Origin of the sequence: Sphingomonas sp. 66-10, assembly GCF_001897045.1 — a bacterium.
GTDB lineage: Bacteria > Pseudomonadota > Alphaproteobacteria > Sphingomonadales > Sphingomonadaceae > Sphingomonas > Sphingomonas lycopersici.
Genome location: NZ_MKRR01000160.1, coordinates 56,738 through 72,632, shown reverse-complemented (window position 1 = coordinate 72,632; position 15,895 = coordinate 56,738). Strand labels below are relative to the sequence as shown.

17 protein-coding genes are annotated in these 15,895 nt (G+C 67.5%); 4 read left to right on the top strand and 13 right to left on the bottom strand.

The genetic code is table 11. From position 1 onward, the window contains the following. From BGN95_RS25135 to BGN95_RS25115, 5 genes are all read right to left on the bottom strand, one after another. A partial coding sequence (locus tag BGN95_RS25135; protein WP_502688353.1) for a DUF418 domain-containing protein occupies nt 1-535 on the bottom strand: 535 nt, incomplete at its 3' end. Between the two features lie 93 nt (nt 536-628). Beyond that, nucleotides 629-1,084 (bottom strand): hypothetical protein, encoded by a 456-nt coding sequence (locus tag BGN95_RS25130; RefSeq protein ID WP_179513336.1) that lies wholly within the window; start codon nt 1,082-1,084, stop codon nt 629-631. Nucleotides 1,085-1,300: 216 nt separating this feature from the next. After that, the gene (locus tag BGN95_RS25125; RefSeq protein ID WP_179513337.1) at nt 1,301-2,290 is read right to left on the bottom strand and encodes a cation diffusion facilitator family transporter; all 990 of its coding nucleotides are present in this window, start codon (nt 2,288-2,290) and stop codon (nt 1,301-1,303) included. Further along, complete coding sequence (gene recN / locus BGN95_RS25120) at nt 2,290-3,945, bottom strand: DNA repair protein RecN (RefSeq protein ID WP_265313844.1); 1,656 nt, start codon at nt 3,943-3,945, stop codon at nt 2,290-2,292. Before recN ends, BGN95_RS25125 begins: the two co-directional genes overlap by 1 nt. Nucleotides 3,946-4,008: 63 nt before the next feature. After that, nucleotides 4,009-4,962 carry an outer membrane protein assembly factor BamD gene (locus tag BGN95_RS25115; protein WP_179513339.1) on the bottom strand — a complete coding sequence of 318 codons (954 nt, stop codon included), beginning with the start codon at nt 4,960-4,962 and terminating at the stop codon, nt 4,009-4,011. A 102-nt stretch (nt 4,963-5,064) separates the two neighbouring features. Here BGN95_RS25115 and BGN95_RS25110 point away from each other — a divergent pair, with 102 nt between their 5' ends. Next, nucleotides 5,065-5,913, top strand: a complete 849-nt coding sequence (locus BGN95_RS25110) for a class I mannose-6-phosphate isomerase (RefSeq protein WP_179513340.1) — start codon at nt 5,065-5,067, stop codon at nt 5,911-5,913. A gap of 174 nt (nt 5,914-6,087) precedes the next feature. Continuing rightward, a complete protein-coding gene (locus tag BGN95_RS25105) occupies nt 6,088-6,729 on the top strand; it encodes a PEPxxWA-CTERM sorting domain-containing protein (protein WP_179513341.1) in 642 nt (213 codons plus the stop codon). Between the two features lie 82 nt (nt 6,730-6,811). Here BGN95_RS25105 and BGN95_RS25100 read toward each other — a convergent pair whose 3' ends face one another. The 8 genes from BGN95_RS25100 to aroQ form a co-directional block, all read right to left on the bottom strand. Then, nucleotides 6,812-7,348, bottom strand: a complete 537-nt coding sequence (locus tag BGN95_RS25100) for a hypothetical protein (protein WP_265269344.1) — start codon at nt 7,346-7,348, stop codon at nt 6,812-6,814. Between the two features lie 182 nt (nt 7,349-7,530). After that, complete coding sequence (purL, locus tag BGN95_RS25095) at nt 7,531-9,738, bottom strand: phosphoribosylformylglycinamidine synthase subunit PurL (protein WP_179513343.1); 2,208 nt, start codon at nt 9,736-9,738, stop codon at nt 7,531-7,533. 76 nt (nt 9,739-9,814) lie between these two features. Then, nucleotides 9,815-10,135, bottom strand: a complete 321-nt coding sequence (gene arsC / locus BGN95_RS25090) for an arsenate reductase (glutaredoxin) (RefSeq protein ID WP_179513344.1) — start codon at nt 10,133-10,135, stop codon at nt 9,815-9,817. Nucleotides 10,136-10,144: 9 nt separating this feature from the next. Continuing rightward, on the bottom strand, nt 10,145-10,834 hold the full coding sequence (locus BGN95_RS25085; protein ID WP_286774370.1) for a hypothetical protein: 690 nt from the start codon (nt 10,832-10,834) through the stop codon (nt 10,145-10,147). A gap of 73 nt (nt 10,835-10,907) precedes the next feature. After that, on the bottom strand, nt 10,908-11,543 hold the full coding sequence (locus BGN95_RS25080; protein WP_265313849.1) for a PEPxxWA-CTERM sorting domain-containing protein: 636 nt from the start codon (nt 11,541-11,543) through the stop codon (nt 10,908-10,910). A 140-nt stretch (nt 11,544-11,683) separates the two neighbouring features. Next, a complete protein-coding gene (gene accC, locus BGN95_RS25075) occupies nt 11,684-13,036 on the bottom strand; it encodes an acetyl-CoA carboxylase biotin carboxylase subunit (RefSeq protein ID WP_265313850.1) in 1,353 nt (450 codons plus the stop codon). Nucleotides 13,037-13,152: 116 nt separating this feature from the next. Further along, a complete protein-coding gene (gene accB, locus BGN95_RS25070) occupies nt 13,153-13,635 on the bottom strand; it encodes an acetyl-CoA carboxylase biotin carboxyl carrier protein (protein ID WP_179513348.1) in 483 nt (160 codons plus the stop codon). 42 nt (nt 13,636-13,677) lie between these two features. Further along, nucleotides 13,678-14,112, bottom strand: a complete 435-nt coding sequence (gene aroQ / locus BGN95_RS25065) for a type II 3-dehydroquinate dehydratase (RefSeq protein WP_179513349.1) — start codon at nt 14,110-14,112, stop codon at nt 13,678-13,680. 359 nt (nt 14,113-14,471) lie between these two features. On the opposite strand from aroQ, the gene thiS reads away from it, so the two are divergent. Together thiS and BGN95_RS25055 are read left to right on the top strand one after the other, a co-directional pair. Further along, entirely contained in the window at nt 14,472-15,479 is a 1,008-nt protein-coding gene (gene thiS / locus BGN95_RS25060) for a sulfur carrier protein ThiS (RefSeq protein ID WP_286774369.1), read from the top strand. A 7-nt stretch (nt 15,480-15,486) separates the two neighbouring features. Further along, a complete protein-coding gene (locus BGN95_RS25055) occupies nt 15,487-15,705 on the top strand; it encodes a hypothetical protein (protein ID WP_286774368.1) in 219 nt (72 codons plus the stop codon). Nucleotides 15,706-15,895: the final 190 nt, after the last annotated feature.

Here is a 15,895-nt window from a genome sequence, read left to right as displayed (position 1 = left end):
CGTGGGGCGTGGCGGCGGCCGCCTCGAACCGGCGGGTGTCGTTATAGACGAGCAGGCCGAGCGCGAGCTGCCACAGCAGCAGGAGCGCGCCGAGGCTCGCGAGCATGCGCACCGGCCAGCGCCATGCGACGAAGGCGAGCGCGCCGCAGAAGGCATAGAGCGTCAATATGTCGCCGGCCCAGATCAGATAAGCGTGGACGAGGCCGATCGCGAACAGGCTCGCGGCGCGCGCATAATGGACCCGCGCGGGGCTTTCGCCGCTCGCCAGCGCGCGTTCGGCGACGAGCACCGTCGAGGCGCCGAACAGCATCGTGAACAGCCCGCGCATCTTGCCGTCGGCGAGGACGAAGACGATCGCCCAGCTCCACCAGTTCGCGCCTTCCGCGCCGCCGGCGAAATGCGGGTCGACATAGGCATAAGCGGGCAGCGCGAACGAAACGATGTTGAGCAGCAAGATGCCCATCACCGCCACCCCGCGTACCGCGTCCAGCGTCGCAATTCGCGCCGGCGCCGCCTTTTCACGATCGATCGACATTCAACCCGCTTCGGCTTCTTCTACACTCACACGCTCATCGTCATGCCGGGTCGAGCCCGGCGTGACGGCAAGAGATAGGCCGACGATCCCGTGTCAGCGCCGCCGCGCGATGAATGCGATCGGCAGCCCGACCAGCACGATATGGCAGAACAATTGCGTCACCACCGCGGGGGTCGAGGGCATCGCGCCGAACCGCAGCGGCACGACGATCAGGTTCATCATCACATAAGTGATCAGGCCATAGCCGACGCCGCCGACGATCGGCTGGCGCTTCAGCCAGGTCACGCGATCGGCGACGAGGACATAGACCGCCGCCATCACCGCCATCAGCGCATAATGGACCGCCAGCCCGAGCAGCGCGACCGGCAGCCCGCGTACCGGGACGCCGGGAAACGGCCCGGAGGCGACATAGGCCAGCATCTCCGAAACGGTACGCTTGCCGTAGAATAAGGTGAGGCTGATCGCCGCGAGGATATCGAGCGTGCCGGCAACCACAGTGGCGCGCGCAATCCGTGCGCGGGCAGGGGAAGAAGCGAAGGATTGTGCCATGATCCGCGAACCCGGTTGGTTGTTGTGGGGGAGGGCATAGGACGGTTGCGGATAGAACGCCAATCGGGGCGGGGCGTGCCTTACCAAACCAACCACCCGTCATCCCCGCGAAGGCGGGGATCCATTCTGGCTGGCCTATCGAATCGAGCCGCAACCACAGCGTGAATGGATTCCCGCCTTCGCGGGAATGACGGGGAATAGCTAGGAGAGGGCGTCCTAAACCGTCGCCGCGCTTGCCAGCCCGCAACTGGCCGCGCCGGTTTCGATCTGGATCGTCGCATGGCCGATTCCGAAGCGGACGTGGAGCATCGTTTGCGCCGCGTAGAGGAAGTCGTCGCCGGGGTGGCCGTCGGGCAGCAGCAGGTGCGCGGTCAGCCCCGGTTCGGTGGTCGACATCGGCCAGATATGGAGATCATGCACCTCGCGCACCCCGGGCAGCGCGGCGAGCGCGGCCTCGACCCCGTCGTAGTCGATCCCGCGCGGCACCGCGGCGAGCGACATCTCCACCGTCTCGCGCAGCATTCCCCAGGTCTGCCAGAAGATCAGCGCGGCGATCACCAGGCTGACCACCGGATCGATCCACGCCGCGCCCGTCATCCAGATGACGATGCCGGCCACGACCACTCCGGCCGAGACCGCCGCGTCCGCCGCCATATGGAGATAGGCGCCGCGGATGTTGACGTCGCCCTTGCGCCCCGAGGCGAACATCAGCGCGGTGCCGGCGTTGATCAGGATCCCGACCGCCGCGACGATCGAGACGGTGAGCCCCGGCACCGGCGCGGGCTCGCCGAAGCGTTGCACCGCCTCCAGCGCGATCGCGCCGAGCGCGACGAGCAGCAGCAGCGCATTGGCGAGCGCGGCGAGGATCGTCGATCCCTTGAGCCCATAAGTGAAGCGCTTCGACGGCGCCGCGCGGGCGAGCGCCGCCGCGCCCCACGCCACCGCGAGCCCGAGCACGTCAGAAAGATTATGCCCCGCATCGGCCATGAGCGCGACCGATCCGGTGATGAAGCCCGCCGCGCCTTCCGCCGCGACATAGGCGAGGTTCATCCCGATGCCGATCGCGAAGGCGCGATCCCATTGCATCGGCGGCGCGTGGTGGTGGTGCCCGTGGCCGTGCGAATGGCCGTGACCATGCGAATGATCGTGCGCGTGACCGTGGTCGTGCGGGTGATCGTGATCATGGCCGTGGTGATGCAATCCCATCAGGCGACCTCCAGTAACCTTTCCGCCTGCGCGCGGGCCTCGTCGGTGATCGTCGCGCCGGATAGCATACGCGCGATTTCCTCGCGCCGTTCGGTTTCGCCGAGCGTGGTGACGCCGGTGCGGGTGACGATGCCGTCGTGGCTCTTGGCGATCAGCAGATGCGCCGCGCCGCGCGCCGCGACCTGCGGGCTGTGCGTCACCACCAGCAATTGTGCCTGCCCCGCGAGCCGCGCGAGCCGCTCGCCGATCGCCGAGGCGACCGCGCCGCCGACCCCGCGGTCGATCTCGTCGAATACCATCGTGCGTGCGCTCCCCTCCGCCGCGAGCGCGACCTTGAGCGCGAGGATGAAGCGCGAGAGTTCGCCGCCGCTGGCGATGCGAATCAGCGGCGCGAAGGGCGCGCCCGGGTTGGTCGCGATCTCGAACTCGACGCGGTCCTTGCCCGCCGGCCCCCAGGCCTCGCGCGCGGCGGGGGCGATCGCGGTGCGGAAGCGCGCGGCATCGAGCTTGAGCGGCGCGAGCTCGCCCGCCACCGCCTTGTCGAGCCGTGCGGCGGCGGCGGCGCGCGCCGCGCCGAGCGCCTCGGCGGCGGCGTCATAAGCGCGGGCGGCCTCCGCGACGCGGGCTTCGAGCGTGACGATGCCTTCCTCGCCGGCGTTGAGCCGCAAGAGCCGCGCGCGCAGCTCATCGGCGAGCGCGGCGAGATCGTCGGGCTGGACGCGATGCTTGCGCGCAAGGCCGCGCAGCTCGAACAGCCGCGCCTCGTCATCTTCCAGCGTGCGCGGATCATAGGCCAGCGCGAGCCGCGCATCGTGCAGCCGCTCCTCGGCGGTGCCCGCCTCGATCAGCGCACGATCGATCGCCGCCAGCGCCTCGGCCAGCGTGGCGTGATCGGGGGCGACGCGCTCGAGCACCCGCGCCGCTTGCCTGAGATGCGACAGTGCGCCCTCGCTGCCTTCGAGATGTGCGCCGATCGCCGAGAGATCGTCGGCGATCTTCGCTGCGCGCTGCATCGTGCGGCGCTTGTCCGCCAGCGCCTGTTCCTCGCCCGGCTCGGGGGCGAGCGCGTCGAGCTCGGCGACGGCATGTTCGAGCCATTCGCGATCGCGCGCGGCGTTGTCGATCTCGGCGTGCGCGGCGGCGAGCGCATCCTCGGCGGCGCGCCACGCCGCCCAGGCCGCCGCGGCGGGGGCGGAGTCGATCCGGCCGTAAGCGTCGAGCAGCGCGCGATGCCCGGCGGGGGCGAGCAGCCCGCGCTCGTCGTGCTGGCCATGGATCTCGACCAGAAGCGCGCCCAGCTCGCGCAGCAGCCCGGCCGAGGCGGGCTGGTCGTTGACGAAGGCGCGGCTGCCGCCGTCGGCCTTGACGATGCGGCGGATGATCAGCGGCTCGCCGGGCTCGACCGCGAAGCCGTTGGCGTCGAGCAATTGTTCCGCGGCGGGCGAGGGATCGAAGGTCGCGGTCACGGCCGCCTGCGCCGCGCCGTGGCGCACCAGCGCGCTATCGGCGCGCGCGCCGAGCGCCAGCCCGAGCGAATCGAGCAGGATCGATTTGCCCGCGCCGGTCTCGCCGGTCAGCACGCCGAGCCCGGGGCCGAATTCGAGGTCGAGCGCCTCGATCAGCACGACGTCGCGGATCGACAGCGCGGTCAGCATCGCCAATGTTCCAGCGGCACGGGGCCGAGCCGGGCGGCAGCGGTCCGCGCCCGGGTCATGCCGTCAGGCCTTCGGCGCGTCCGACGAAGGCGTCGCCGGTGCGGGGGCCGGAGTGGGGGCTGCGGTCGGGGCGGCCGGCGGCTCTGCGGTCGGCGCGGCGGGGGCCGCGCTGCCCGGGGTCGCCGCGGGCTTGGTCGCGACGGGGACGACCAGCTGGCCCGGGGCGAGCGGCGCGATCGCCGTCGGCGGATATTCCTTCACCAGCTTATAGGCGCGCGCATACCAGTCGGTGCCGGGATAATTGGCGCCGAGCACCGCCGCGGCCTTTTCCGCCTCGCCGCGCACGCCGAGCGCGAGATAGGTCTCGGTGAGCCGCATCAGCGCCTCGGGCGTGTGGGTGGTGGTCTGGTAATCATCCACCACCTTGCGGAAGCGCAGCGTCGCCGCGAGCCACTGGCCGCGCCGCTCGTAGAAGCGACCGATCTCCATTTCCTTGCCCGCAAGGTGATCGCGCACCAGATCGATCTTGAGCCGCGCGTCGGCGGCGTAGCGCGAATTGGGATAGCGGCGGATCAGCTCGCCCAGCGCGTCCTGCGCCTGCGCGCTGATCTTCTGATCGCGCGTCACGTCGCTGATCTGCTCGTAATAGCAGAGCGCGATCAGATAATAAGCGTAGGGCGCATCCTTGTTGCCGGGGTGCACCGAGATGAAGCGCTGCGCGGACTGGATCGCATCGGTGTAGCTGCGCGCGAGATAGTGGCTGAACGCCCCCATCAGCTGCGCGCGACGTGCCCAGACCGAATAAGGATGCTGGCGCTCGACCTCGTCGAACAGCGCGGCGGCCTCCTTGTAGCGATGCTGTTCGAGCCGGTGCTTCGCGGCGGTGTACAAGGTGCCCACGTCGCGCGCGACATAAGGCAAATCGCCCTTGGCGCGGTTGCGCGCGCAGCCGGCGATCGGGAGGGCGAGCGCGGCGACCAGCACCAGGCCAAGCGAACGAGGAAAAGAAGTACGCATTCACCGAGCCTTTAGCCTAAGCGGGCAGTGACGAACAACGGTGAAACGCAATCCGCATGACGCGCGTTTGCACCGTGTCCAACGGGCTATTCGGGAACGATTATGACTGCGACCTTGCTGGCGACGAAACGGGTGGAGAAGCCCTGGGGTCGGAACCAGCTCTATCCCGGTTTCCCCGATCCCGCCCCCGGGGGCGCGCCGATCGGCGAAGTGTGGTTCCAGTCACCGCACCCGGAGGCGCCGGAACTGCTGATCAAATATCTGTTCACCAGCGAGAAATTGTCGGTGCAGGATCATCCGTCGGATGCCGAGGCGCGCAAGCGCGGGCTGCCGCGCGGCAAGGACGAATGCTGGGTGGTGCTCGCTGCCGAGCCGACATCGACGATCGCGATCGGGCCCAAGGCGCCGATGACCGCCGACGAATTGCGCGCCAGCGCGCTCGACGGGTCGATCGAGGACAAGCTCGATTGGAAAAAAGTGCAGGCGGGCGATTTCTATTATTCGCACGCCGGGGTGATTCACGCGATCGGCGCCGGGCTGACCCTGATCGAGGTGCAGCAGAATATCGACATCACCTATCGGCTGTACGATTACGGCCGCCCGCGCGAATTGCACCTCGACGACGGAGTGGCGGTGGCCGATCTCGAACCCTGGTCGCCGCCGCCGATGCCGGGCGAGGTCGCGCCGGGGCGGACGATCCTGGTCGAGGGGCCGAAATTCGTGGTCGAACGGTGGACCGGGGGCGCGCGGGCGATCGCCTTGCCCGACGGGGTGTCGGGCTGGCTGGTGCCGATCGCGGGCGCCGGGGAGATCGGCGGGGTCGCGTGGCACGCGGGCGAATGCGTGATGATATCGGGAAGCGAGGAGCTTCATGCCGAGGCGGGGAGCGACCTGTTGTTCGCTTATCCCGGTGCGCAGCGCATCGCCGTAACGTCTATCGATTCGGTGTGAATTCCACAGCCGTTCCAATGCCATCGCTGACATGCTCCACGATGGTACAAAAGGCAAAATCTTGTAAAAATGGGCGACTGAAACGTCGTTAATTTCCTGTTAAACCGAGTCTCCAGCCCACGGAAAAACCAGTGGGGCGAGGTCGCCACCGATTCGCGTTTTGGGAGACGAGACATGAACATTAAGGGTGCGGGGGCGACCGCTCTCGCTTTGGCGGCCGTTGTGGCTATTCCGCAGGCATATGCAGCACCGGTTATCGCGGGCGGTTTCACGCTCGATACCGGCACGTTCGGCGCGCAGACCGGCGTGCATTTCCAGAATCAGATCAACTCGACGACCGTGGGCGGGGTCGTCAATCAGGACGGATCGAGCGTCACCTTCACGTCGACCGATGCGATCACTGGCGGTGGTGGTGGCGGTGAAGCCACGATCAGCGGCACGATGACCAATCTGACGGTCGATTTCGCCAAGGCGTGGGACAATCTGACCTTCGCCTTCTCGAACGACACTGCTTTCACCTTCAATATGTGGGTTAACGGCGTCGAGCTGTTCACCTCCGGGGGGAATTGCAGCGTGATCTGTTCGGCCAAGAAGAATGCCAACAATCAGTTCACGCTGAGCGGCACCGGCATCCAGAGCGTATCGTTCACTTTCGATCCGCAGATCGCGACGGCCAAGCAGTTCCGCGTCGAGGGCCTGAGCCAGATCGGCGGCGGGGTGCCCGAGCCGGCGACCTGGGCGCTGATGATCCTCGGCTTCGGCGCGATTGGCGGCACGCTGCGCGTCCGCAACCGCCGGCTCCGCTACGCGCATTGAGCGTCGGCGATCGAGTCGATGAAAAAGGGCGTCGGTCGCTAGACGACCGGCGCCCTTTTCTATCCGAGCCGTAAGCGCCCGGTTATTTCTCCGAGGCTTTCTCGAACGCTTCGAGCCCGGCGCGATCCTCGTGCGAGACGAATTCGCACGCCAGCATCGTCTTGCCCTTGAGCCCCGGCCCCTGCCGCGCGACGAGCGAGACGAGCCCCATCGCCTTCATCGGCTGCTCGGCATCGGGTAATTGCCGCGCGAAACCGGTGGTCGAGGCGCCGAACAAATGGCTCTTTTCCGGCGCGAGATGATAGGTTTCGGCGAGCTTCGCCGCCACGTCGCCGTCGATCAGCACCCCGAATGCCGAATTGGCGAACAAGATGTCCTGCGTGGTGAAGCCGTCGCGCGCGATCGCCGCCGGGAGGTGATAAACCGCCGCGCCGAACAGCGACATATCGGGCTTCGTCAGCTTTTCCGCGGCATTGTAGAGCGTCGTCGCATGGTCGAACGAATAAGGCGGCTGGCATATCGCCGCGGCGAAGAAATCGGGCTGGGCGGCATCCTCGGCGGCGGCTGGGCCGGCGGTGAGCAGCAGGGCGAAGGCGGCAAGCGCGAAACGGCGGATCATGCTCGCCGTCTGCGCCGGCAACGGTACGCGATCAAGGGTTGTCCCGCCTTTGCGAGGTTCGCGTCCGCTATCCTCCGTTCGCCCTGAGCTTGTCGAAGGGCTGTCCTGCTTCCGAGGAAGAAAGGGCGGGGCTTCGACAAGCTCCGCCCGAACGGGGACCGGACGCTATTTGACCGCGTCCTTTACGCCGCGCCCATCAGTTGCGGGAAGAAGCCTTCGTGCGCGGTCCGCAGCGCGTCGAGCGTCACCACATCGTCGCGATCGGGGCGTTCGAAGATCAGCCGCTTGCCGCCGGTGCGGCCGAGCGGCTCGGCTTCCACCCCGGCTTCGAGCGCATTGTGGAGGAAATCGGCCAGCGCATGATCGTGCACCGTCACGATATAGACCCCCTGATCCTCGGCGAAGAAGGAAGCGGCGCAGCCGAACGGCTGCTTGCGATCGATGATCGCGCCGATATCCCCGGCCAGCGCCATTTCGGCGAGCGTCACCGCGATGCCGCCGTCGGACACGTCATGCACCGCCGAAAGCTGCCCGGCGAGAATCGCGCCGCGGATCAGATCGCCCGCGGCCTTTTCCGCCGCCAGATCGACGCGCGGCGGCGGGCCTTCCTCGCGCCCATGGCATTCGCGCAGCCACAGGCTCTGCCCGAGATCGCCGCGCCGCGTGCCGACCGCGAGGATCACGTCGCCCGATCCCTTGAAGGCGATCGTCGCGGATTTGCTCCAGTCCTTGAGCAGCCCGACCCCGCCGATCGCCGGGGTCGGCAGGATCGCCGAGCCGCCGCCGGTCGCCTTGCTCTCGTTGTAGAGGCTGACATTGCCCGAGACGATCGGGAAATCGAGCGCGCGGCACGCCTCGCCCATTCCCTCGAGACAGCCGACGATCTGCCCCATGATCTCGGGGCGCTGCGGGTTGGCGAAATTGAGGCAATTGGTCACCGCGAGCGGGGTCGCGCCGACCGCGGTGAGGTTGCGCCACGCTTCCGCAATCGCCTGTTTGCCGCCTTCGATCGGGTCGGCGAAGCAATAGCGCGGGGTGCAATCGGTCGAGATCGCCAGCCCCTTGTCGGTGCCGTGGACGCGCACCACCGCGGCGTCGCCGCCGGGGCGCTGCGCCGTATCGGCGCCGACCATGTGGTCATATTGCTCCCAGATCCACCGCCGGCTGGCGATATCGGGCGAGCCGATCAGCGTCAGTAGGTCGGCGGCGATATCCTTGCTCTCGGGCACCTCGACCAGCGCCTTGGCCGGCGGGGTGGGGACGTGCGGGCGATCATAGAGCGGGGCTTCGTCGGCGAGCGGGCCAAGCGGGATGTCGCAGACCGTCTCCCCCTTCCACTTGAGCACCATGCGCCCGGTGTCGGTGACATGCCCGATCACCGCGAAATCGAGCTCCCATTTGCGGAAGATCGCCTCGGCCTCGCCCTCGCGGCCGGGCTTGAGCACCATCAGCATGCGCTCCTGCGATTCGGAGAGCATCATCTCATAGGGCGTCATGCCGGTTTCGCGCTGCGGCACGTCGTCCATCACCAGCTCGATGCCGACCCCGCCCTTCGACGCCATCTCGACGCTCGACGAGGTGAGCCCGGCCGCGCCCATGTCCTGGATCGCGACGATCGCGTCGGACGACATGAGCTCGAGGCACGCCTCGATCAGCAGTTTCTCGGTGAAGGGATCGCCGACCTGGACGGTGGGGCGCTTCTCCTCCGAATCCTCGGAGAAATCGGCCGAGGCCATCGTCGCGCCGTGGATGCCGTCGCGCCCGGTCTTGGAGCCGACATAGACGATCGGATTGCCGACGCCCGACGCGGCCGAATAGAAGATCTTGTCGGTATCGGCGACCCCCACGGTCATCGCGTTGACGAGGATATTGCCGTCATAGGCCGGGTGGAAATTGACCTCGCCGCCGACCGTCGGGACGCCGACGCAATTGCCATAGCCGCCGATGCCGTGGACCACGCCCGAAATCAGGTGGCGCATCTTGGGGTGATCGGGTCGGCCGAAGCGCAGCGCGTTCATGTTCGCCACCGGGCGCGCGCCCATCGTGAACACGTCGCGCAGGATGCCGCCCACCCCGGTCGCCGCGCCCTGATAGGGCTCGATATAGCTCGGGTGGTTGTGGCTCTCCATCTTGAAGATCGCGGCCTGCCCGTCGCCGATATCGATCACGCCGGCGTTCTCGCCCGGGCCGCAGATCACCCACGGCGCCTCGGTCGGCAGCTTTTTCAGATGGATGCGGCTCGATTTGTAGCTGCAATGCTCGGACCACATCACCGAGAAGATGCCGAGCTCGACCATATTGGGCTCGCGGCCCAGCGCGTGGAGCACGCGGTCATATTCTTCCGGCGACAGGCCGTGTTCGGCGACGATCTCGGGCGTGATCTGAGTCATGCGCCGCGCCTTACGAGGCAAAGCCGATCGGAACAACTCCTTGTGTCCCCGCCTTCGCGGGAGCACAAAAGGGGCCTCACAGAATCTCGCGCACCTTTTCCGGCGGGCGGGCGATGACGACGCCCTTTTCGGTTTCGACCACCGGGCGCTCGATCAGCGCGGAATCGGCGGCCATCGCGTCGAGCGCGGCGTCATTGTCGGCGAACTTGGGTGCATCCTTGCGCATCGCGTCGCGCGGCGCGATCCCGCCGCGCGCGTAGACGCGCTTGAGCTCGTCGCGCGTCGGCGGTGATTTGAGATATTCGACGATGGTGACCTCGACCCCGGCTTCGTTGAGCAGGGCGAGTGCCTCGCGCGACTTGGAGCAGCGCGGATTGTGCCAGATGATTGCCTTCATGCTGGCATTTTAGACGAGGCGGACGCGCGGTCCACCCTTCACCGCGCGCGTCCGCGCCACCCAGAAAGCGAGCGCGGCGAACAGCGCATAAGCGAATAACGCGAGCGCCGGCTGCGATGCGGGCAGCGGATCGACGATCGCCGCCGGCTGCGGCTGGAGCCAGTTGAACGCCTGCAGCCCGAGCAATGCGAGCGCGAGGATCGCGGGCGAAATGCGCCCGCTGGTCCCCTTCGCCTCGGTACGCGCGAGGTAGACCAGCAGCGCGCCGAAGGTCAGCGCGAGTTCGAGCGGGATTTCGATCGCCGGGTGGTTCCACAATGCCAGCCCGTAGCGCTGGCCGGATCCGAACAAGGTGAGGTCGGGCGCGTGGACGAGAAAGTCGAGCAGCCAGTGCGACACCACCACCGCCGCGCCGATCCACGCCGCCGGCCAGCCGCCGCCGAGCCATCGCGTGCCGATCGCCCAGGCGGCGGCGAACCCTGCCGCGCCGATCAGGCTGTGGGTGAAGGGCATGTCGTAAAGGTCCATCGCGTTCATCGCGGTGAAGCCGGGAACGGCGCGCATATGCTCCACCCCGACCAGCACGAAGACGAAGAAGGCGATGTCGACCAGTTGGGCGGCGACGAACAACGCGCCGAGCCGCGGCGATTTGGGGCTGCTCGCCGCGACGAAGGCGGGCGCGTAATGGCCGATGAACATGCTTTGCCTCCCCGAACGGCACCAGCCGCGCCGCGCGCGCATCGTCGCGCGGCGCCGCGGGAGAGGCAAGGGGTCAGGTGAAGCGAACAGTCGCCGCCGGGCGTCGCCGCCGCAGCGCCGCGCCGATTGCGCCGAGGCCGAGGATCATCATCGCCCAGGTTGCCGGTTCGGGCACGCCGCCGCCGCCGGCAAATGCCTGGAATTCGGAGATCGCATAATATTGATCGCCGCCGAAAGCGGAGAGGCGGAAGCGATCGGTGGAGAAGCTCGGGAGGATGCCGCTGTCGCGCGTGATCAACCCGAAGCTGTTGACCGCGGCGGCGGTGAACGCCGAATGCCACGCGCCGCCGCTCCAATATTCGACGAGATAATTGTCATTGTCGTCGCCCTGCAAAACGAGCCGGTCGAACGAGAAACTGTGGTTGAGCTGGATCGTGATATAATAAGGCGAGACAGTCTGCGTCTGATCCCACCAGAAGGAATCATTGTTCCACTGATGCTGTTCGGGGGCGAATATGCCGTCGACGATCCTATCGAGCGCGGGCGCGTTGGAGCCCGGCCCCCAGGGCGAACCGGGGCGCAGCACGCCGTCACCGACCGGGGCGGTGATGGACGACCAGTTGCTCGGGATGACGTTCGCCGCGTCCGCCGCGGCCGGCGCGATCGCGGCGGCCAAGATGGCGGCGGAAAGACCGATCGAATTTCGCATAACGAAATCTCCTGATGAGCGTTATGCGACCCCTGTCCGTCGCCGGCAGCCGACGACGGTTATTTTATGATTAACAATAACCTATGCCGATATCCGCATGAACTGCGGGTGCGGCGAAGCGGGCGGGCGGCGCGACGAGGCTATTCGCCCTGCCGCGCCAGCCACTCCTCGAGCCATTTGATCGTATATTGGCCCTGCTGGAATTCGGGATCGTCGAGCAATGCCTGGTGCAGCGGAATGGTGGTCTTCATCCCCTCGATGACGAATTCCTCCAGCGCGCGGCGCAGCCGCCGCAGCGCGCCCTGCCGGGTGGTGCCGTAGACGATCAGCTTGGCGATCATGCTGTCGTAATAAGGCGGCACCTTATAGCCGGCGTAGAGCCCCGAATCGACGCGGACATGCATCCCGCCCGGCGCGTGATATTGCTTCACCAGCCCCGGCGAGGGGGCGAAGGTGCGCGGATCCTCGGCGTTGATGCGGCATTCGATCGCATGGCCGCGGATATGCACGTCCTGCTGGCGCAGGGTGAGCGGATGCCCCTCGGCGATGCGGATCTGTTCGCGGACGAGATCGAGCCCGGTCACCGCCTCGGTCACCGGATGTTCGACCTGCAGCCGGGTGTTCATCTCGATGAAGTAGAACTCGCCGTCTTCCCACAGGAATTCGATCGTCCCCGCGCCGCGATAGCCCATGTCGGCCATCGCCTTGGAAACGATCCCGCCCATCCGCTCGCGCTCGGCCTCGGTGATGACCGGGGAGGGGGCCTCCTCGAGCACCTTCTGGTGGCGGCGCTGGAGCGAGCAATCGCGCTCGCCCAGATGGATCGCATTGCCCTCGCCGTCGCCGAACACCTGGAATTCGATGTGGCGCGGGTTGCCGAGATATTTCTCCATATAGACGGTCGCGTCGCCGAACGCCGCCTTGGCCTCGCTGCCCGCCTGCTGCATCAGCGTTTCGAGCTGATCCTCGCTCGGCACGACCTTCATCCCGCGCCCGCCGCCGCCGCTCGCGGCCTTGATCAGCACCGGATAGCCGATCTCCGCGGCGAGCTTCTTCGCCTCTTCGACATCGCTGATCGCGCCGTCCGACCCCGGGACGAGCGGCAGCCCGAGCGCGCCGGCGGTGCGCTTGGCCGCGACCTTGTCGCCCATGATGCGGATATGTTCGGGCTTCGGCCCGACGAAGATCAGCCCGTGCGCCTCGACGATCTCGGCGAATTTGGCGTTCTCCGAGAGGAAGCCGTATCCGGGGTGGATCGCATCCGCGCCCGAAATCTCCGCGGCGGAGATGATGTTGGGGATGTTGAGATACGAATCGGCGGCCGCCGGCGGCCCGATGCAGATCGCCTCGTCCGCCAGCCGGACGTGCATCGCATCGGCGTCCGCGGTGGAATGCACCGCGACGGTCTTGATCCCCATCTCATGGCAGGCGCGATGGATGCGGAGCGCGATCTCGCCGCGGTTGGCGATCAGCAGTTTCTTGATCTGGGGCATGGAAAATAGAGCCTATATGCCCACCGTTCGCCCTGAGCCTGTCGAAGGGCCGCCCTTCCTCATCGGAAGAAAGGACAGGGCTTCGACCAGCTCAGCCCGAACGGCGGGGCTAAAGATCACTCAACGACAACGAGCGGCTGATCGAATTCGACCGGCTGGCCGTTTTCGACCAGCACGGCCTTCACCGTGCCGGCAGCCGGGGCGGTGATCGGGTTCATCACCTTCATCGCCTCGACGATCAGCAAGGTGTCGCCCGCCTTGACCTGCGTGCCGGCCGCGATGAACGGCGCGGCGCCCGGCTCGGCGGCGAGATAGACCGTGCCGACCATCGGCGAGCGCACCGCATTGGCGTGGCTCGGCGCGGCGGCCGGCGCTTCGGCTGCGGCCGCGGGTGCCGCGACGGGCGCCGCCGCCGGGGCGGGCGCATAATGCACCGCCGGTGCCGCCGCCGCGCTCACCTTGCGCGCAACGCGTATCTTGCGATCGCCGTCCTCGACCTCGATCTCGGTAAGCTGGGTCGTATCGAGGAGCTCGGCGAGCTGGCGCACCAGCCCGACATCGACCTTCATCGCGCCCTTATTGTCTTCATTGTCAGCCATTGCGACCAAAACCCCCCTGGGAAGTGCAGGGCGCGCGCTCTGTCAGAACCGCGCCGCCGCTTCAAGCGCGAGCATATAGGATGTTGCGCCGAACCCCGCGATCGTGCCCTTCGCCGCGCGCCCGACGAAAGAGACATGGCGGAATTCCTCCCGCGTGTGAGGGTTCGACAGATGGACCTCGATCACCGGCGTGCGCACCGCCTTGATCGCATCGAGCAGCGCGACCGAGGTGTGGGTGAAGGCGGCGGCGTTGAGGATCACGGCGCGCGCATCGCGCGCCTGCGCCTCGTGGAGCCAGTCGACGAGGTGGCCCTCGTGGTTCGACTGGCGCATGTCGATCTCCAGCCCCAGTTCGCGCGCGCGATCCTCCAGCCGCCCGGCGATATCGTCGAGCGTGTCATGGCCGTAGATTTCCGGCTCGCGCGTGCCGAGCAGGTTGAGGTTGGGGCCGTTGAGAACATAGATAAGGCCGGTCATCGCGGCGCCTTCTCGCATTGCACGCCGCCGAGCGCAACATTGCCGCCACCGCGTTGCCCTGATTGCATTTGAACCCGAGGGCCCAGACCCCTAGCCGGCAACGGCCTGGACGGAGCGGATTTTGGCGCCAGGCAAGGAGCAAGGAGAGAGCGATGCTCATGCATCGTGATCGACGCGCGACGCCGCATGGCGCCAAAATCCGCCCGCCCCGAAGGGGTCGCCCGGAGCAGCCTGCTGGACGGCGTCGCTTGCTTGCGCGTAGCGACTGCTACGCGTCTGCGCTGCGCTCCTTGCCAGCGGGTTGCTCCGGGCGATCCAGACCATTGCCGGCTAAGGGTCTGGGCCCTAGATGGCGCGGCATGACTCACACCGACGGCACCATCTCGATCACCGTGAACGGCGAGCATCGCCGCGTCACGGCCGGCCTCTCGCTCGCCGGGCTCGCCAGTGAACTCGGGCTGGCGCCGGAGAAAGTGGCGGTCGAGCGCAATCTGGAGGTCGTGCCGCGCTCGACGCTGGGCGCGGTGCTGGTCGAGGACGGCGACGAGCTGGAGATCGTTCATTTCGTCGGCGGCGGCGATCATGCCGCGTCGTTCGACGAGGACACCTGGACGGTGGCGGGGCGCACCTTCGGCTCGCGGCTGATCGTCGGCACCGGCAAGTACAAGGATTTCGCGCAGAATGCCGCCGCGCTCCAGGCGTCGGGGGCGGAGATCGTCACCGTTGCGGTGCGCCGCGTCAACGTCAGCGATCCCACCGCGCCGATGCTGACCGATTTCATCGACCCCAAGAAGGTCACTTACCTCCCCAATACCGCGGGCTGCTTCACCGCCGAGGAGGCGATCCGCACGCTGCGGCTGGCGCGCGAGGCGGGGGGCTGGGATCTCGTCAAGCTCGAGGTGCTGGGCGAGGCGCGCACGCTCTACCCCGATATGGTCGAGACGCTGCGCGCGACCGAGGTGCTGGCCAAGGAAGGCTTCCTGCCGATGGTCTATTGCGTCGACGATCCGATCGCGGCGAAGCGGCTGGAGGATGCCGGTGCGGTGGCGATCATGCCGCTGGGCGCGCCGATCGGCTCGGGGCTGGGGATCCAGAACGAGGTGACGATCCGGCTGATCGTCGAGGGCGCCACTGTCCCGGTGCTGGTCGACGCCGGGGTCGGGCAGGCATCCGATGCTGCGCGCGCGATGGAATTGGGCTGCGACGGCGTGCTGATGAACACCGCGATCGCCGAGGCCAAGGACCCGATCCTGATGGCCGCGGCGATGAAGGCGGCGGTCGAGGCGGGGCGGCTGAGCTATCGCGCCGGCCGCATGGGCAAGCGCCGCTATGCCGATCCGTCGAGCCCGCTCGCCGGGCTGATCTGAGGAGCCGTTGCGGCCGATCGCCCGTTCGTTCTCCTGCGGGGTTCGCGGGAGAATGACGATGAGCGAACTGAGCAACCGGGTCGACGGCATAGCCAAGCCGGCGATCCTTCGTGCCGATCCCGGCAATCCAGTCGATCACGAGGCGCGCGACGCGGTTAAGCGACGCAAAGGCAGGGCATCGGCATCGATCGCCAGGATACGCGAAAAGCTCGGCGACGATATCTGATCGACGCCCCTTCGGTGTCGTTACGCCTGAAGGGGCAGATAGACGGTGGCGCGCAGATCCGCCGCGGCCACTTCATCCGGGTCGTCAAGAGCATGGATCAGTAACGGCGCCGCGCTAACCGGTATGTCGGCGGCCACCGCCTCGGCGTATAGCGCGTCGGCACTCGCCTCGATCAGGTCATAGTCGCCCG